A 14,678-nucleotide genomic window follows, 5' to 3' on the forward strand; every position below is an offset into this window, starting at 1 on the left:
CTTTACGCGAAGGGAATAAAAAATTAACGAGGTGAAACAATGTTCAGACAGATTTCTCTATTGATGATGTTCGTATTCTTTTTGCTTTCAATATATCCTAATTCTGCCCACGCAGATGACTGGTATAATGAAACTCCAGACTACTTTACGGTATATTTGCAAGATGGAACCACTCTTTTTAAAATTGGAAGCAGGATATACGTGGATGACGAATACATCAGCCAGAACAATAAAAAATACATAATTACCCAGGTGAATATTTCAAAAAAGATTGCCATAGCTGAATTTGTAGAAGATATAAAGCTGCCTGACGTTTCGGACCTGTTTTCAGAGTCATTCATGCCGGTTTTAGCACAATATGGTAATAAAACCATAGGGATTTATTGTACACACACCGATGAATCGTATTTGCCTTCGGATGGAGCAGCCAGCATAAGGGCAAATGGAGGTATACTGGACGTAGCCAGAAAACTCGGTGAAGCGCTCAAAGACAGGGGAATAAAAGCAGTAGTTGACACAACCCCTCATGACCCTCATGACGCGGGGGCATATAGGCGTTCAAGACAAACGGCTTTTAGAATAATAAAGGAACATAGGCCACTTGCCCTTTTCGATGTACACAGGGATGCAGTTCCCAAAGAGGAATATATAACCAGATTGAACGGACAGGAAATCACCAAAGTACGCATTGTGGTGGGAAAAAGCAACCAAAACCGACAGGTCAATGAAACGTTCGCATATCGGATAAAGGCTGTAGCAGATAGACGTTATCCAGGCCTTATAAAAGACATATTCATAGGTAAGGGAAGCTATAATCAGGAACTCCATCCCCGTTCACTGCTTTTGGAGTTTGGAACGTATGACCACATGAAGGAACGGGCTTTAAAGTCAGCCACCCTATTTGCTGAGGTGGTAGACATAGCTCTTTTTGGTACCACCGCCAGGTATGGAGAGAGGCGCTGGGAACAACAAAGGGAAAGGTTACAGGAAAAACAAGGAGCTGAGACACAAGAGAATCCAGAAGCAGGAAGAGGATTATTCATTTTGTTACTTTTTGTATTCATCGGTGGAGGTATTTTCTTCTTCTTAAGCCAGGGGAAAGAAGAGGCATTTCAAAAGCTTATAAATATCAAAAACCTCGTTTTAGCCATAAAGGAGAACATTACAAACTTTTTGCGCAAATGACTTTGCGTCATTAAAGGCCCTAGCTGTCAGCATTCCCAGTTAAATAAATTTAAAGGCTATATAACGCCTTCTAGAACAGCGGCATATTATAAATAATATACAAATTCTCTGCTAGTACACTGGAGAGGAGAATCAAGTTATGGTATGTAAAAGGAGAATCTTGCGCATAGGCAATTGGGGCGACGATGTCGCCGTTTTGCAAAATATACTTGCTAGCCTAGATTATTACACTGGTCCAATCGACGGAATTTTTGGCCCCCTTACTCGCCAGGCGGTCATGCGACTTCAAGCCGATAATGGCCTGGTGCCCGATGGAATAGTGGGTCCCCTGACCTATAACGTTATTGACCAATTAGTACCTTAAAAGAACTTATAGCACTTGAGGTTGGTAGCTAATTCTCCCATGAGTATCTATCATAACTTCAGCCACTCTTCCAATATATCCATATAATTCACAAAATCCCCCACTATGGCGTGTGCGCCAGCCTTTATCAAACGTCTGCGCTTAATCTCATTGATCCCCCTGCGGTTTATCTCGTCGGTAGCGGCACCCAGCGTCACAGCACCTACCTCTCGGCCCAAACCTATCTCCACTTTGCCATCGCCTACCACCAGCAGTTGCTGCCCCCTCAGCCCGTGCTCGGTGATCAACCTCCGCAATACCGTTTCCTTTGAACATCTGGCTTGCCCAACCGGTGCACCTGCTATCTCTGTAAAATAGTCCAACAGGCCGAGGGCTTTTATCTCTCGGACCACATCGGGATGGTCAGTCCCGCTGGCCACAAAAATTTTTATGCCCCTTGCACAAAGCGCCTCCAAGAAATCCTTAACCCCACATATCATATACTCTTCCGGCTTTTGCTTACCTTCTTCCAAGGCCTTTATACGCCCCTCAACCATATTCATAAGCCTGCGATTGTATTCCGCCTTATACCACCACGGGTCATGTACTTCAGGATTTCTACCGTAGCGCTTGACCGCCTCAGCCAACCACTGCATCTGAAATATGGTCTGAATACCGGTAGATTCGTCTATATATTCGTCAACCTCTCTCACCAAGTCATCGTCCGGCGGATATGGACCGCTTATCATCTCTATCATCAGCGGGCGCATTACACTCTCCCAGCCCTGTCTAAGCGTAGATATTGTACCATCAAAATCAAACAACGCAGCTTCAATGTGCATCCTCGACTCAGGCAGAGGTTCCAATATTTCGATTGCGCTCACAGGTGCACCTCCATATATCTCTGTTTTATCTCCTCAGGGCTGGCAGTACCTGTTATCCCTATCTTGCGCACCGTTATCGCAGCCGCCAAGTTGCCAAGGTAAGCAGCCTCGGGACCGGTAGCACCCGCCGCCAAAGCTGCGCAAAAAGCCGACATAAACGCATCCCCTGCCCCTACAATATCTATGGGCGGCTCAACCGGCTTTGTGGGAATCTCTGTGATGCTTCCTTCATCCACCCATACAGCGCCTTTATCTCCCACCGTCATAAGCACCGGCCCTCCAACCCGTTCGGACAGCTTTCTAGCAACCCTGTACCAATCCTCCTTGTTGCACCCGCGGGGATCCAGGTGGGGTTCTACAGCCCTTATAGCTTCCACTTCGTTGGGCTTAACTATCACCCTTTTATACCGCCCTATTCGCATCCTGCTATCCACCACTACCACTTTCCCTTGGGCAGCCAAACGCTCTACCTCATGAATCACTTTTTCTGTAATCACACCATATTTAAGCTGATCCACCACGGCTATAACGTCAACCAAAGGCGCTACCTCTCTCAGCCTTTCTATTAAACCAGCCTCTACATCTTCTGGCAATGGCTTCCTGTTTTCAAAATCGATTCTCGGGTCTTCATATACCACCTCAGATATGCCATGGCGCCTAGGTTTACAATAAGCAGGCGTTATCCAAGCAGGGGATGAAAGAATATGCTCTGTAGACACACCCGCCTCATGTAAGACCTTCAACAGCTGATCAGCACGCCAATCTCTACCTATAACAGAAATCAACATCACTGAATTCACACCTAGTGCCGCAAAATCTTGAGCAGTATTGGCTCCCGCACCACCCGACATCCGCTCTTCCACAACCGGCAGAGGAAAATGGGGCGTCTCACGCGACAGCTCGCTCAGCGTCATGTCAGCTTCCCAGTAAACATCCAAACACGCATCCCCTACAACCGCCACCTTTATACTACTAATGGCATTTAGCAGATGCTCTAGCCTGGCAAATGAAAAACCGCCATATATATCAACCATTGAAGATTCACCTCTTAGCCGTTAACCGTAGCTGTTAATTTCGCAAACAGGTTTGGAATGCTTACCATGTGATTTGCCTCTATATAATACCCTTTGCCGCCTAAGCTGACAGGACGATTGACTATATTCTTCCTAGGACGATAATAATAGTGGAAATGGTCCTTGCTCACCTCAGACCTGTAATCTCCTAATGGAATTATGTCAAAGTTGGCAGTGGTTATATGCTTCACGGTATAACCCTGATTGCGCACTATGGCCAAGGCTTTTAAGAATACCTCTGGACCAGTGACGGCCGAACCAAAGTTTAAAAATACGCCTCCTTCCAGCTGGGCTATGCTGTTGCAAAATATGGCAAAATCAATGCCGCTTGCCCCTCCCAATGCCGCAAAATCAGCCGTTGGGTGTTCATCAATTATATCCGTTCCTATTGTCTTATGGTATGTAGCCGGTATGCCCAGTTTGTATGCATTGTATATAATGCAGTCGCCCTTGTATGGGAACAGCTCAGGATGGCGGTCAATAAAGTAAGCCAATGAGGCTCCATAGCCTAATCCCATGGCATATCCTTGCTTGATAGCCTGGTTCATCCATGCACCGGTTTCCTCCCACATGCCGAAAGTACCATCTTCGATTGCCGTCGGCACGTGCTCAGATGTACCACCTAAATAAGCCAACTCAAAATCATGAATGCTTGTAGCCCCATTTCCTGCTACATGGGTTATAAATCCACGCCTCATTAGCTCTATCACATAACGTGACAGCCCACATTTTATCACATGAGCACCTATGAACCATACAACCGGCCTACCTTTTTGGCGCGCTTCTACAATGCGCTGCACCAGCTCATCAAATTCGGCATTGTTCCACTCGGGTACAGGGTCTATCCCCGGACGTGCAAGGTTTTCTATGGTGACCAGGTTAACGCGCTCCCTGGCGCTATAGGTTTTGGTTTTGGAAAGGTCCAATCGCTGTGGCCTCAAATGTTCCTTCGGTATCAACTTTTCCTCACCCTCACATCATTATATTCAATTGTTAATAATCTTCCGTTAGGTAATAACAAATTTCTCTTTTTCTTTAACTATTAGCCACTCTTTTAACCACTAATTCAATTCTTTACATATCAAAAGATTATCTATTGATTCCTCTTCAGCAATAATCTCGTCTAACTGCGATTTTATACTTAAAATAAAATCTGTATCGCATTCTAACATGGGGCTCAACGGATAACCACAGTCTCTTCCCACTGCTTTTAATACAGCCTTCATTTTCGCCGTAAATTGAGGTCCCCCAATTGCTTTCCATACGGGATATACTTTATTTTGAAGCATTATCCCTTCTTCATACTTCCCTGCACGACACAAGTTCCACATTTTTACTGCAATCCTTGGAAAAAGAGACAAGATTGCCGAAATTGCCCCATCTGCTCCTAATTCAAAACAGGAAAAAAGCATTTCATCTGTTGCAGCAAAAACAAGTCCCTTATCTTTACATGCTTGTTTCATTGCATACATCTCCATAATGCCACCAATGCTTTGCTTGATCCCAATAACGTTATCAATCTCCAAAAGTTTGAGAAACATATTCACAGATACTGGATTTTGAGGAATAACATTGTAAATTATAATAGGAAGTCCAACTTCATCGGAGATCTTCTTAAAGTATAAGTAATTACCTTCTTCATTGGGTACAAGCACATTATAAAATACAGGCGTTACCATTAAAGCATCGGCTCCTGCCTTTTTAGCAATAAGACCTGCACTAATAGCATCACGCACCGAACATCTAATTATACCTGCAATTACTTTAATTCCACGTGTATCCTCTTCTCTTATTATCTCTATCATGCGGGCTAGTTCCTCGTCTTTTACCATGGCCCCCTCGCCGGTACTTCCTCCTGGACTTAACCCATGCACTCCACACGATAACAAATACCTCACCTGTTTGCGAAATAATCCTTCATCTAATTTCTCAAACTTATCAAATGGTGTAAGCAATGGTACTATAATACCTCTTATATCATCACCTTTACCCACTTCAAACACCTACTTTCTTTTTACCAAAAATAACAAGTCATTTATTTTGCAGAAATTAAAAAACTATAAAGGCTGGAAATGTTATTTAATTAAACCTATTTCCCTTAATGTATTTAAAAGAATCTGCCTTTCAGCTTCATTTATTCCATCAAGAGGCCTTCTTGGTTTACCTACTTTAATACCCGTCACTATTTCTATCGCCGCCCTTAACATGGAATTTGGATGTATCCGTCCATTAATCCCATTCGTCTTGCAGAATAAAAATATCTTTCTGTATATCTCTATAGCTTCCTCTAACTTACCCGCAGCACAAAGCTCAAACACCTGCCTTATTTCTTTAGAAAGTATATGAGCACCTCCACTCACTATAGCCACTGCGCCTTGTGCAATGGTAGGCATTAACATTATATCATCTCCATTGATAAGCAAGAAATCTGGATTTATATCCTTCACCGCATAGTAATAATCCGTCAACTGAACAGGATTTACCCCAGCCTCATCTTTAATCCCTATAAATCTCTTGTTCTTTGCAAGCTCTCTTAAAGTAGAAGGCTCTATATTAACACCAGTAAAAAGGGGTATATTGTAAAGTAGAATATCCACATCACACTCATCAGCAATTGCAAGATAATGTTCTTTAATAGCCTGCTGAGTGGGCTTACAATAAAACGGTGCGACTATCATACAAGTATCAATTCCCAGGGATTTTGCAGCTTTAGTTAAAGCAATTGTTTCCCTTGTTGATCCACACCCAGTACCTGCTATTATCGGTTTCTTCCCGTTTAATACTTTAACTGCAATTTCAAAGAGATTTACCCGTTCTTCAAACGTCAAAGTATTAAATTCACCCGTTGTTCCTGTAACGATCAATGTGTCAAAACAATTATTTTCAATCAAATAATTCAATAATTCCTTAAATACTTCATAATCTACCTCTTCATTTTCTTTAAAAGGTGTAATAATTGGTAAAAGAATCTTCCCAAAATTCTTTTTCATATACCACACACTCCTTACACTACAGAGATTTCTTTGCAAATTTTAAAATAACTTTATAACTTGTATAAAAAGCGATTACACCTTTTTATGTATATGCTTTCCTAAAAAATACATGTTTTAGTATCTTAGGTCAGTTTTTATTCATATCTGACATCATACAATTAGATATAACCTCTTATTCTTCTTCTCCATATCAATCTCCTTATTCTTACCCTTCACCTCCTTCCCTCATGAATTCGCCCTCATTACTTTTTTTATATCTTCTAAAGATATTTCCAAATGTCTTACCATCGCACTTTCAGCTTTTTTAACATCCTTTTCCTTTATCCCTTCCATTATTTCTTTATGCGGCTCAAGCGCATGGATGGCATTTTCAGTAACAGAAAAAGCCATTCTCCTGTAATCACCAAAAGCTCTTGCCACCTTTTCGCTAATACTTACCAACAATTTATTATTTGACGCTCTTGCTATAGAGTTATGGAAAGCTTCATCTAGCAATGCTAACTTTACTGCATCTTTCTTGTCTTTTATTTCCTGTTCAAATTCATTATATAACTCCTCCATTTCTTTTAAATGTTCTTCTGTTCTTCTTTCAGCAGCCAACCTAACAGCCAGTGTTTCAATAGACATTCGCACTTCCATAAAATCCATGATTTCCACACCATGTTCAGTAAACCAATTTACTATATTACCTATCTCATCTTCTCTCGTCTTAAGGACAAAAGCACCTCGTCCCGGTCTTAATTCGATATATCCCATTGTTTGAAGAACCCTTAGAGCTTCTCTCACAGTGGAACGACCTACATTTAATTGTTTACTTATTTCCATTTCTGTTAGGAATTTATCTCCAATTTTGAATTCTCCTGAAACAATATATTCTTTCAAACTATTTACAATCTTTTCCGTTCTAGAAATTCTTTCAAGTGGCTTCATACCCATCTCCCATTATTAAATTGTCCACTATCTAGTACACCTTTCCAGGTCACTTCAAGAGCTTATGTAGTCCCTTTAACGAAGCTTAGTATTTTTATCTACCCATAAAAACGACCTCCTCACCAACACTGGATTTGTGTGAGGAGGTTAATCCGTTACAACTTACCGAATATTTCAATCTGGTGCCGGAGGCCGGACTCGAACCGGCACGGTCTTCTTCAGACCCCAGGATTTTAAGTCCTGTGCGTCTGCCAGTTCCGCCACTCCGGCAAAAATTTGGAGGCGCCGCCCAGATTCGAACTGGGGAATCGAGGTTTTGCAGACCTCTGCCTTACCGCTTGGCTACGGCGCCATACTGGAGCGGGAAACGGGATTCGAACCCGCGGCTTTCACCTTGGCAAGGTGACGCTCTACCACTGAGCTATTCCCGCATATTAACTTTTCATGTTGGTGCCTCGGGGCGGAATCGAACCACCGACACGCGGATTTTCAGTCCGCTGCTCTACCAACTGAGCTACCGAGGCGTACTACCCGCCCCTTTTCACCGTCACCTTATCATAACGTCTTCTGACTCTTTCTAGTATATAGTACCTGTGACTATAAGTCAAAAACAATCCACGTGGATTTATCTTGATTATCTTTACATTTCTTTTAAAATCTCACATTATCTTTATAAATATCCTTTATTCTATCTTCGCCTTTTCAATTCATCATATATTTCATCAAGAGTTATCCCCTGTTCAACCAATAAAACTAAGAGGTGATACATAAGGTCACTTACTTCGTATATAACCTCAGATTTTACCCTGTTTTTTGCTGCAATAATCACCTCAGATGCTTCCTCTCCTACCTTTTTTAAAATTTTATCAATACCTTTTTCAAATAGATAACATGTATAAGACCCTTCTCTGGGATGCAGTTTTCTGTCCACTATAACGTCATACAATTCCCGCAATACCGAGGCCTTCGTATCAGGACAATTTTGTTTTTCAAATAATTCCTTATGCATTTCCGAAGAAGGTTGTTCAGCCATACTATTCACTTTATGTTCATTTTCCTTTTTTGCATCAGCGTACACTTCATCAGGAATAAACACCCTCTCCCCCTTTACGACCCATTCATCGCTGACTTTATCAGCACACCGATAAAAACAGGACTTATAGCCGGTATGGCAGGCAGCCTTAACCTGTTCTACCTTAAATAACAGAGCATCGCCGTCGCAGTCGATGAATACCTCCTCTATTTTCTGAATGTGGCCCGAAGTTTCTCCTTTCATCCACAATTTTCTACGGGTTCTGCTCCAAAAATGAGTTATTCCGGTTTCAAGGCTTTTTTGCAATGCCTGGCGGTTCATATAGCCCAACATCAGCACTTCTCCCGTATTTTTATCCTGAATAATGGAAGGTATCAGTCCATCGCTGTTAAATTTCACCTCATCCATCAACATGAGTAAAAATTCCTCCCTTTCGCCAACGTTTACATCAATCTGTACTTTACTCCAATTCTAAGGCTTGTTTTAAGTTTATATTGCCGCTGTACAGGGCCTTACCTACAATGACACCAGCCACTCCGATTGACTTAAGCTGAACTATGTGTTCGAGAGAGCTTACACCACCTGATGCTATTATACTGAGGCCTGTTTTTTCTACCATCTCTCTAGTAGATGATATATTTGGCCCCTCCAGCGTCCCATCACGTAGCACATCGGTATAGACTACTGTCTCCACGCCCATCTCTTTAACTTTTTTACCCAGCTCTACTGGCGTTACATCGCTTTCATTTACCCAACCTCTTGTGACTACTCGATTATTTTTTGCATCTATGCCAATGGCTATAGATGTCCCAAAACGCTTCACAGCCTGCTCAATCAATGCGGGATCCTCTATCGCTATTGTGCCCAGTATAACCCTGGCCACTCCAATCTCCTCCAAAAGAAAGGCTATCCTTTCCATAGAGCGTATACCGCCACCCACCTGAACAGGTATACCTGTCCTTTTTACTATTTCCTTTATAACACCTTCGTTTTGCGAATGCCCTTGGAATGCGCCGTCCAGGTCCACCACATGGAGAAATCGCGCACCCCTGGCTTTCCATTGCAGAGCAACTTCTACCGGATTTTCGCTGTACACTGTTTGTTGATCCATCCTGCCCTGCCTTAAACGAACACATTTCCCTTCTTTTATGTCTATTGCCGGATATATTATCATATCCCAAATTGCCTCCTGTATTTTTAAAGATACTATCAATCAATTATTCCTTTGGTAGAAGGAACTTTATCCACCCCTTTTTCTATACTCACCGCCTGACGTAAGGCCCGGGCAAAAGCTTTAAAGACGGCTTCCAGCATGTGATGGGCATTTTTGCCGTACAAAACCCTTATATGTAGCGTAACTCCACATTGGCTGGAGAAAGCCCTGAAAAATTCCTCAGCAAGCTGGGTGTCAAAATTTCCTACCATAGGAGCAATCGGCGGTATATCCCAATGCAGATACGGCCTACCACTTATATCCAGGCTTACCATGGCCAGCGACTCATCCATGGGTATAAAAGACGTCCCGTAACGGCATATTCCTTTTTTGTCCCCAAGGGCCTGCGCAAAAGCTCTCCCCAAGACGATACCCACATCCTCTACCGTGTGATGGCCGTCAACATTTAAGTCACCGTGACATTCCACAGTAAGGTCAAAGCCGCTGTGCCCTGCTAGGATGTTGAGCATGTGGTCAAAAAATCCGATACCGGTATCTATCCGAGCTTGTCCCTGGCCTTCCAGGTTTATCTCCACCCTTACACTTGTTTCCATCGAATGCCTTTCTGCTCTGCCTATCCTTTGATCCATCACTTATCCCTCCAATATGCACTTTAGCGCTTCTACAAAGGTATCGTTGTCCTGCCTTATACCTACCGTGATGCGTAGATGACTTTTTAGTCTAGGGTCGCTTGGGAAGTTGCGAACCAGTATACCTTGCTCTTTCAGTTTTTTGTAGACCATTTCGCCATCATCAACCTTTATCAGCAAAAAATTGGCCTTTGAAGGATAAACCTCTACTCCCTTTACAGCGCTTAATCTGTGGTACAATCGCTCCCTTTCATTCACTATTGTAGCAATCCTGATACGAAAGACGTCGACGTTTTCAAGCACGAGCTGTGCAACCCTCTGTGAGAAGCTGTTTATGTTGTAAGGAGGTTTTACAGCATATACCTCTTCAACTAGCCTTCGATTTCCTATCATATATCCTATGCGGAGGCCGGCAAGCCCAAAAGCCTTCGAAAAAGTTTTAAGAACCAAAACATTAGGGTAATTGACGCTTTGGCTGACAATCGACTCTTCGCAGAATTCTCCATAGGCCTCATCCACCACTACCACGCCGTTAAAATTTTTGATTAAGTTCATAAGGTCAGCCTTATCGATAACGTTGCCTGTAGGATTATTGGGAGAGCATACGAACACAAGTTTTGGCTTGTGCTGTTCTATCGCTTTATAAAATGCATCCATATCATAATTAAAATTATCATCCAGCGGCACATCTACGGGGATACCCCCCGCTATACGGGTAAATATTCCGTACATTGCAAATGATGGGCTGGGACACAGCACCACATCTCCCTTTCCTACAAAGGCGCTTATTGTAACCCTTATTAATTCGTCTGACCCTACTCCCACCATGACTTCATCTGGTGATACGCCACAATATCGAGAAATGGCCTCCCTTAAGGCGGTTGCATCTGAATCAGGGTATCTGTTAAATCCGCACCCCTCCATCAGTTCTTTTGCCAACTGTTGCCTTATAGCATCTGGCAGGTCATAGGGACTTTCATTAGCATCTAATTTTATTTTATAGGGTATGTTATGAACCTTATATGGCTTTAAATCTTTAATATCATCACGCAAAAATTCAGCCATTATCTTTTAACCTCACTTTTATGGAATTTGCATGAGCAACTAAACCTTCCCTGTTTGCAAACTCTATGACATCATGAGCCACGGCTTTTAACGCTTTTTCAGTATAAAATATTACATTGGATTTCTTCACAAAATCGTACACTCCCAGGGGGGAGAAGAAACGCGCCGTACCCCCGGTAGGAAGCACATGGTTAGGCCCAGCCATATAATCCCCCACTGGTTCAGGAGTATAATGCCCTAGGAATATGGAACCCGCATGTTTGATGGACCCCAGAATCTCAAAGGGGTTGTGTACGGCCAACTCCAAGTGCTCTGGAGCGATGGCGTTTGCAAGCTCTATAGCTTGCTGGATAGAATCCACTACAATAAGGGCTCCAAAATCCCTCAACGAAACCCGTATAACATCCCTCGTTGCTAAACCCTCAACCTGTCTCTGCAGTTCTTCAAGCACATGGCTTGCCAACTCAAAAGATGTGGTTACAAGAATCGCAGAAGCCATTGGATCGTGTTCGGCCTGTGACATGAGGTCAGCCGCCACAAGAACCGGATTAGCAGAAGAATCAGCTAGCACCATTACTTCGCTGGGGCCGGCTATCATATCGATGTCCACATAGCCGTATACCTCTTTTTTCGCCAGAGCCACATAAATGTTACCCGGCCCTACTATCTTGTCCACCTTGGGTATGGTGGCAGTACCGAAAGCCAATGCTGCTATGGCCTGTGCCCCTCCTATCTTAAATATTCTGCTGCACCCCGCTTCACAGGCTGCTACCACGGTATGAGGGTTTACCTTTTTATCCTTCGCGGGTGGTGTGACCATGACGATATCCGACACACCTGCCACTTTGGCGGGGATCACATTCATTAACACTGACGAGGGATAAGCTGCACGCCCTCCTGGTACATAGACTCCAACCCGCTCCAAGGGCATTACACGCTGCCCCAACATTATGCCATTTTCATCGAATACTGTCCAGGAATTTTCAAGCTGTTTGCTGTGAAATTTCCAAATATTGTCTTTGGCCTGTTTAAGTATTCTTAGAAAATGGTCGTCTACTTTTGAATATGCTTCTTGGATCTCCTCTTGGGATACAAGCATCTCTTGTGCGCTAGCATAATGCACTCCATCAAACTGAGCGGTAAATTCCAATACCGCTTCATCACCCCGTTGCTGGACAGCTGAAAGTATTTTAGAGACAATCTCCCTTTTGTTCTCAAAAGATACTTGCCAGCGACGGTTGAGCTTGCTCGCTACCCAAGTGGTATCCTTGCCTCTTCCATCAATTAATCTTATCATTTTGAAGTTCCTCCACTACCATCTGAATATTATCAATAAGGGGCTTTATCTCTGTGTGCTTTGTCTTTAAGCTGACACGGTTGACCACCAATCTAGCGCTTATACTGCATATCTCTTCCAGTATGACGAGCCCGTTCTCCTTAAGGGTCCTGCCGCTCTCCACTATGTCCACAATTACATCTGACAATCCCGTCAATGGGCCTAACTCTACCGACCCGTTAAGCTTTATAATCTCCACGTTCTTGCCTTTGCGGGCAAAATAGTTGCGCGCTATATTGGGGTATTTTGTAGCGACACGGGTATGAGAGCGTGTGATCCACATATCCTGTTTTTCTGGAAAACCGGCCACCACCAGCCTGCACTGGCCAAACCTCAAATCCAGCATTTCATACAGAGAACGACCTTCCTCCAGCAATGTATCCTTTCCTACAATGCCCATATCAGCTATGCCGTATTCCACATACGTTGGAACATCGCTGGGTTTGACCAGTATCATGCGAATCTGCTGGTCAGGGGTAAAAAAGATCAGTTTTCTTGACGGCTCTTTAAGCTCGCCGCAGTCAACTCCCGCAGCTTCTAGAACGTCCACAGCTTCCTCCATGAGCCTTCCTTTGGCAAGAGCTATAGTTATCAACGAAATGCTCCCCTCTCTCTGTGAAGTAAAATTGAAAATATAAATTACAAGAAGGAATACAAACATTTTGAATAGCTTTTTAACTTATATATTAAGATTGATTTCGTGCTCAACCATCCCCTCTTTATCTTTAAACTCTACCACTTTGGGAATACGCCTTTCTCTCGCATAATCCAGAGGGCTTGCGAAGTCATCTGTGGGCAAAAACATCTCCACCCTCTTGTTTTTTCTTTTGAGCTGTTGCATGAATTCGTACGCTTTACCCATCTGTCCACTTTCAGCCACCACCAGTACATCTACGGGTGGTATCTCCTCCAATTTGCCCTGCCTTTCCAGAGCTATGAGAAGGCGCTTTATCCCCACTGCAAACCCTGTAGCCGGCAGGTCGCGCCCAAATTCTGATACCAGCCTGTCATACCGGCCGCCACCACACACTGGATAGCCAAGCTCCTTTGTGATTCCCCTGAATATGATACCGGTGTAAAAGTTAAAGCTCTGAACCATTCCCAAGTCAAAAGTGACATAACGGTCAAACCCATAGTCTCTTAAAATCCCATATACTTGATATACGTTTTCAAGAGCGTCCTTGCATTTCGGGCTTCGAGAGATTTTATTGGCCTCTATTAAAATTCGACTATCTCCATAAAGTTGTGGCAGCCGATATATGGTATCTTTGATATGCTCCGAAATGGGTAAGCTCTTAAGAAGCATCTCAAGTGCTAGCATGTTTTTCTGGTCAATTAGATTTCGGACTTCTTCAACTTCTTGTTCAGGCATTCCTGCTTCTTCGATTAATCCCTTAAAAAATTCCACCTGACCTACATCGATTTGAAACTCATCAAGCCCTAAATCCAGAAATACTTGTATAGCCATTGCTATTACCTCTGCATCAGCTTCTGGACCGTTAACGCCTAAAAGTTCTATACCCGCCTGTGCCACCTCACGTTGTTTAGCTCCCTGAAATTCACCATATCTATATACATTCCCCAAATAGAACAGTCGCAGAGGAAGCGGATTGTTTGTCATTTTGGTTCCGACAACTCTAGCAATGGGCATGGTGATATCTGGACGCAATACAAGAATCCTGCCTTCTGGGTCAATTAATTTAAACATCTGCTCTTGATCAATAGAAGGCTTTACACCAGCAAATACATCAAAAAACTCAATTACAGGTGTCTCTATCTCATTATATCCGCTCAGATAAAAAAATTTTCTGATCTTATCTTCTATTCTACGCTTATTGTAACACTCATCAAGAAGATAATCTTGCACTCCTTCCGGAAGGCTCAATTTTAATTTGCCTACCATCGATAACCTCCACTTAATTTAACTCTTTAACTAATTAAATTGATAAAGCGTCGAACTTGGGTATATTATATTATAAACTTCATGATCATGTCAAATGTAAATTTGCTTTATTGACTATAAAAAACAAAGA

At 42.9% G+C, this 14,678-nt stretch carries 15 protein-coding genes and 4 tRNA genes; 2 read left to right on the forward strand and 17 right to left on the reverse strand.

From position 1 onward, the window contains the following. Positions 1-39 precede the first annotated feature (39 nt). Both spoIIP and JOD02_RS01530 read left to right on the forward strand, forming a co-directional pair. Positions 40-1,185, forward strand: a complete 1,146-nt coding sequence (spoIIP, locus tag JOD02_RS01525; RefSeq protein WP_204486305.1) for a stage II sporulation protein P — start codon at positions 40-42, stop codon at positions 1,183-1,185. A 139-nt stretch (positions 1,186-1,324) separates the two neighbouring features. Next, a complete protein-coding gene (locus JOD02_RS01530) occupies positions 1,325-1,549 on the forward strand; it encodes a peptidoglycan-binding domain-containing protein (RefSeq protein WP_204486307.1) in 225 nt (74 codons plus the stop codon). A 50-nt stretch (positions 1,550-1,599) separates the two neighbouring features. Here JOD02_RS01530 and JOD02_RS01535 read toward each other — a convergent pair whose 3' ends face one another. The 17 genes from JOD02_RS01535 to hisZ form a co-directional block, all read right to left on the reverse strand. After that, the gene (locus JOD02_RS01535) at positions 1,600-2,412 is read right to left on the reverse strand and encodes an HAD hydrolase-like protein (protein ID WP_204486309.1); all 813 of its coding nucleotides are present in this window, start codon (positions 2,410-2,412) and stop codon (positions 1,600-1,602) included. Beyond that, positions 2,409-3,446, reverse strand: a complete 1,038-nt coding sequence (locus JOD02_RS01540) for a bifunctional heptose 7-phosphate kinase/heptose 1-phosphate adenyltransferase (protein WP_204486311.1) — start codon at positions 3,444-3,446, stop codon at positions 2,409-2,411. The genes JOD02_RS01535 and JOD02_RS01540 overlap by 4 nt, the downstream gene beginning before the upstream one ends. Positions 3,447-3,460: 14 nt before the next feature. Continuing rightward, positions 3,461-4,444, reverse strand: a complete 984-nt coding sequence (locus JOD02_RS01545) for a hypothetical protein (RefSeq protein ID WP_243426258.1) — start codon at positions 4,442-4,444, stop codon at positions 3,461-3,463. Positions 4,445-4,546: 102 nt separating this feature from the next. Continuing rightward, the gene (locus JOD02_RS01550) at positions 4,547-5,479 is read right to left on the reverse strand and encodes a dihydrodipicolinate synthase family protein (protein ID WP_341534505.1); all 933 of its coding nucleotides are present in this window, start codon (positions 5,477-5,479) and stop codon (positions 4,547-4,549) included. An 81-nt stretch (positions 5,480-5,560) separates the two neighbouring features. Further along, positions 5,561-6,475 (reverse strand): 4-hydroxy-tetrahydrodipicolinate synthase, encoded by a 915-nt coding sequence (dapA, locus tag JOD02_RS01555; protein WP_204486313.1) that lies wholly within the window; start codon positions 6,473-6,475, stop codon positions 5,561-5,563. 228 nt (positions 6,476-6,703) lie between these two features. Beyond that, positions 6,704-7,408 (reverse strand): FadR/GntR family transcriptional regulator, encoded by a 705-nt coding sequence (locus JOD02_RS01560; RefSeq protein WP_204486315.1) that lies wholly within the window; start codon positions 7,406-7,408, stop codon positions 6,704-6,706. A 180-nt stretch (positions 7,409-7,588) separates the two neighbouring features. Beyond that, positions 7,589-7,678 (reverse strand) — tRNA-Leu (locus JOD02_RS01565). 7 nt (positions 7,679-7,685) lie between these two features. After that, positions 7,686-7,760: transfer RNA gene (locus tag JOD02_RS01570), tRNA-Cys, on the reverse strand. A gap of 4 nt (positions 7,761-7,764) precedes the next feature. Continuing rightward, positions 7,765-7,839: transfer RNA gene (locus JOD02_RS01575), tRNA-Gly, on the reverse strand. Between the two features lie 17 nt (positions 7,840-7,856). Continuing rightward, positions 7,857-7,932, reverse strand: a tRNA-Phe gene (locus tag JOD02_RS01580). Positions 7,933-8,096: 164 nt separating this feature from the next. After that, the gene (hisIE, locus tag JOD02_RS01585; protein WP_243426259.1) at positions 8,097-8,855 is read right to left on the reverse strand and encodes a bifunctional phosphoribosyl-AMP cyclohydrolase/phosphoribosyl-ATP diphosphatase HisIE; all 759 of its coding nucleotides are present in this window, start codon (positions 8,853-8,855) and stop codon (positions 8,097-8,099) included. Positions 8,856-8,901: 46 nt separating this feature from the next. Then, positions 8,902-9,615 (reverse strand): 1-(5-phosphoribosyl)-5-[(5-phosphoribosylamino)methylideneamino]imidazole-4-carboxamide isomerase, encoded by a 714-nt coding sequence (gene hisA / locus JOD02_RS01590; RefSeq protein ID WP_204486317.1) that lies wholly within the window; start codon positions 9,613-9,615, stop codon positions 8,902-8,904. Between the two features lie 35 nt (positions 9,616-9,650). Further along, a complete protein-coding gene (gene hisB / locus JOD02_RS01595) occupies positions 9,651-10,244 on the reverse strand; it encodes an imidazoleglycerol-phosphate dehydratase HisB (RefSeq protein WP_204486318.1) in 594 nt (197 codons plus the stop codon). A gap of 3 nt (positions 10,245-10,247) precedes the next feature. Further along, positions 10,248-11,309, reverse strand: coding sequence for a histidinol-phosphate transaminase (gene hisC / locus JOD02_RS01600; protein WP_204486320.1), 1,062 nt, complete (start codon positions 11,307-11,309; stop codon positions 10,248-10,250). Beyond that, positions 11,302-12,606 (reverse strand): histidinol dehydrogenase, encoded by a 1,305-nt coding sequence (hisD, locus tag JOD02_RS01605; RefSeq protein ID WP_204486322.1) that lies wholly within the window; start codon positions 12,604-12,606, stop codon positions 11,302-11,304. Before hisD ends, hisC begins: the two co-directional genes overlap by 8 nt. Beyond that, positions 12,590-13,246 carry an ATP phosphoribosyltransferase gene (gene hisG / locus JOD02_RS01610; RefSeq protein WP_204486618.1) on the reverse strand — a complete coding sequence of 219 codons (657 nt, stop codon included), beginning with the start codon at positions 13,244-13,246 and terminating at the stop codon, positions 12,590-12,592. The genes hisD and hisG overlap by 17 nt, the downstream gene beginning before the upstream one ends. A 78-nt stretch (positions 13,247-13,324) precedes the next feature. Continuing rightward, positions 13,325-14,548: an ATP phosphoribosyltransferase regulatory subunit gene (hisZ, locus tag JOD02_RS01615; RefSeq protein WP_204486323.1), complete on the reverse strand. Its 1,224-nt coding sequence runs from the start codon at positions 14,546-14,548 to the stop codon at positions 13,325-13,327. Positions 14,549-14,678: the final 130 nt, after the last annotated feature.

Origin of the sequence: Caldicoprobacter guelmensis, from assembly GCF_016908415.1 — a bacterium.
GTDB classification, from domain to species: Bacteria; Bacillota; Clostridia; order Caldicoprobacterales; family Caldicoprobacteraceae; genus Caldicoprobacter; species Caldicoprobacter guelmensis.

Bases quoted from the DNA above. Each gene is read 5' to 3' on its own strand.
- spoIIP (WP_204486305.1), top strand. From the start codon at position 40: ATGTTCAGACAGATTTCTCTATTGATGATGTTCGTATTCTTTTTGCTT.
- JOD02_RS01530 (WP_204486307.1), top strand. From the start codon at position 1,325: ATGGTATGTAAAAGGAGAATCTTGCGCATAGGCAATTGGGGCGACGAT.
- JOD02_RS01540 (WP_204486311.1), bottom strand. From the start codon at position 3,446: ATGGTTGATATATATGGCGGTTTTTCATTTGCCAGGCTAGAGCATCTG.
- dapA (WP_204486313.1), bottom strand. From the start codon at position 6,475: ATGAAAAAGAATTTTGGGAAGATTCTTTTACCAATTATTACACCTTTT.
- JOD02_RS01560 (WP_204486315.1), bottom strand. From the start codon at position 7,408: ATGAAGCCACTTGAAAGAATTTCTAGAACGGAAAAGATTGTAAATAGT.
- hisIE (WP_243426259.1), bottom strand. From the start codon at position 8,855: ATGTTGATGGATGAGGTGAAATTTAACAGCGATGGACTGATACCTTCC.
- hisA (WP_204486317.1), bottom strand. From the start codon at position 9,615: ATGATAATATATCCGGCAATAGACATAAAAGAAGGGAAATGTGTTCGT.
- hisB (WP_204486318.1), bottom strand. From the start codon at position 10,244: ATGGATCAAAGGATAGGCAGAGCAGAAAGGCATTCGATGGAAACAAGT.
- hisC (WP_204486320.1), bottom strand. From the start codon at position 11,309: ATGGCTGAATTTTTGCGTGATGATATTAAAGATTTAAAGCCATATAAG.
- hisD (WP_204486322.1), bottom strand. From the start codon at position 12,606: ATGATAAGATTAATTGATGGAAGAGGCAAGGATACCACTTGGGTAGCG.
- hisZ (WP_204486323.1), bottom strand. From the start codon at position 14,548: ATGGTAGGCAAATTAAAATTGAGCCTTCCGGAAGGAGTGCAAGATTAT.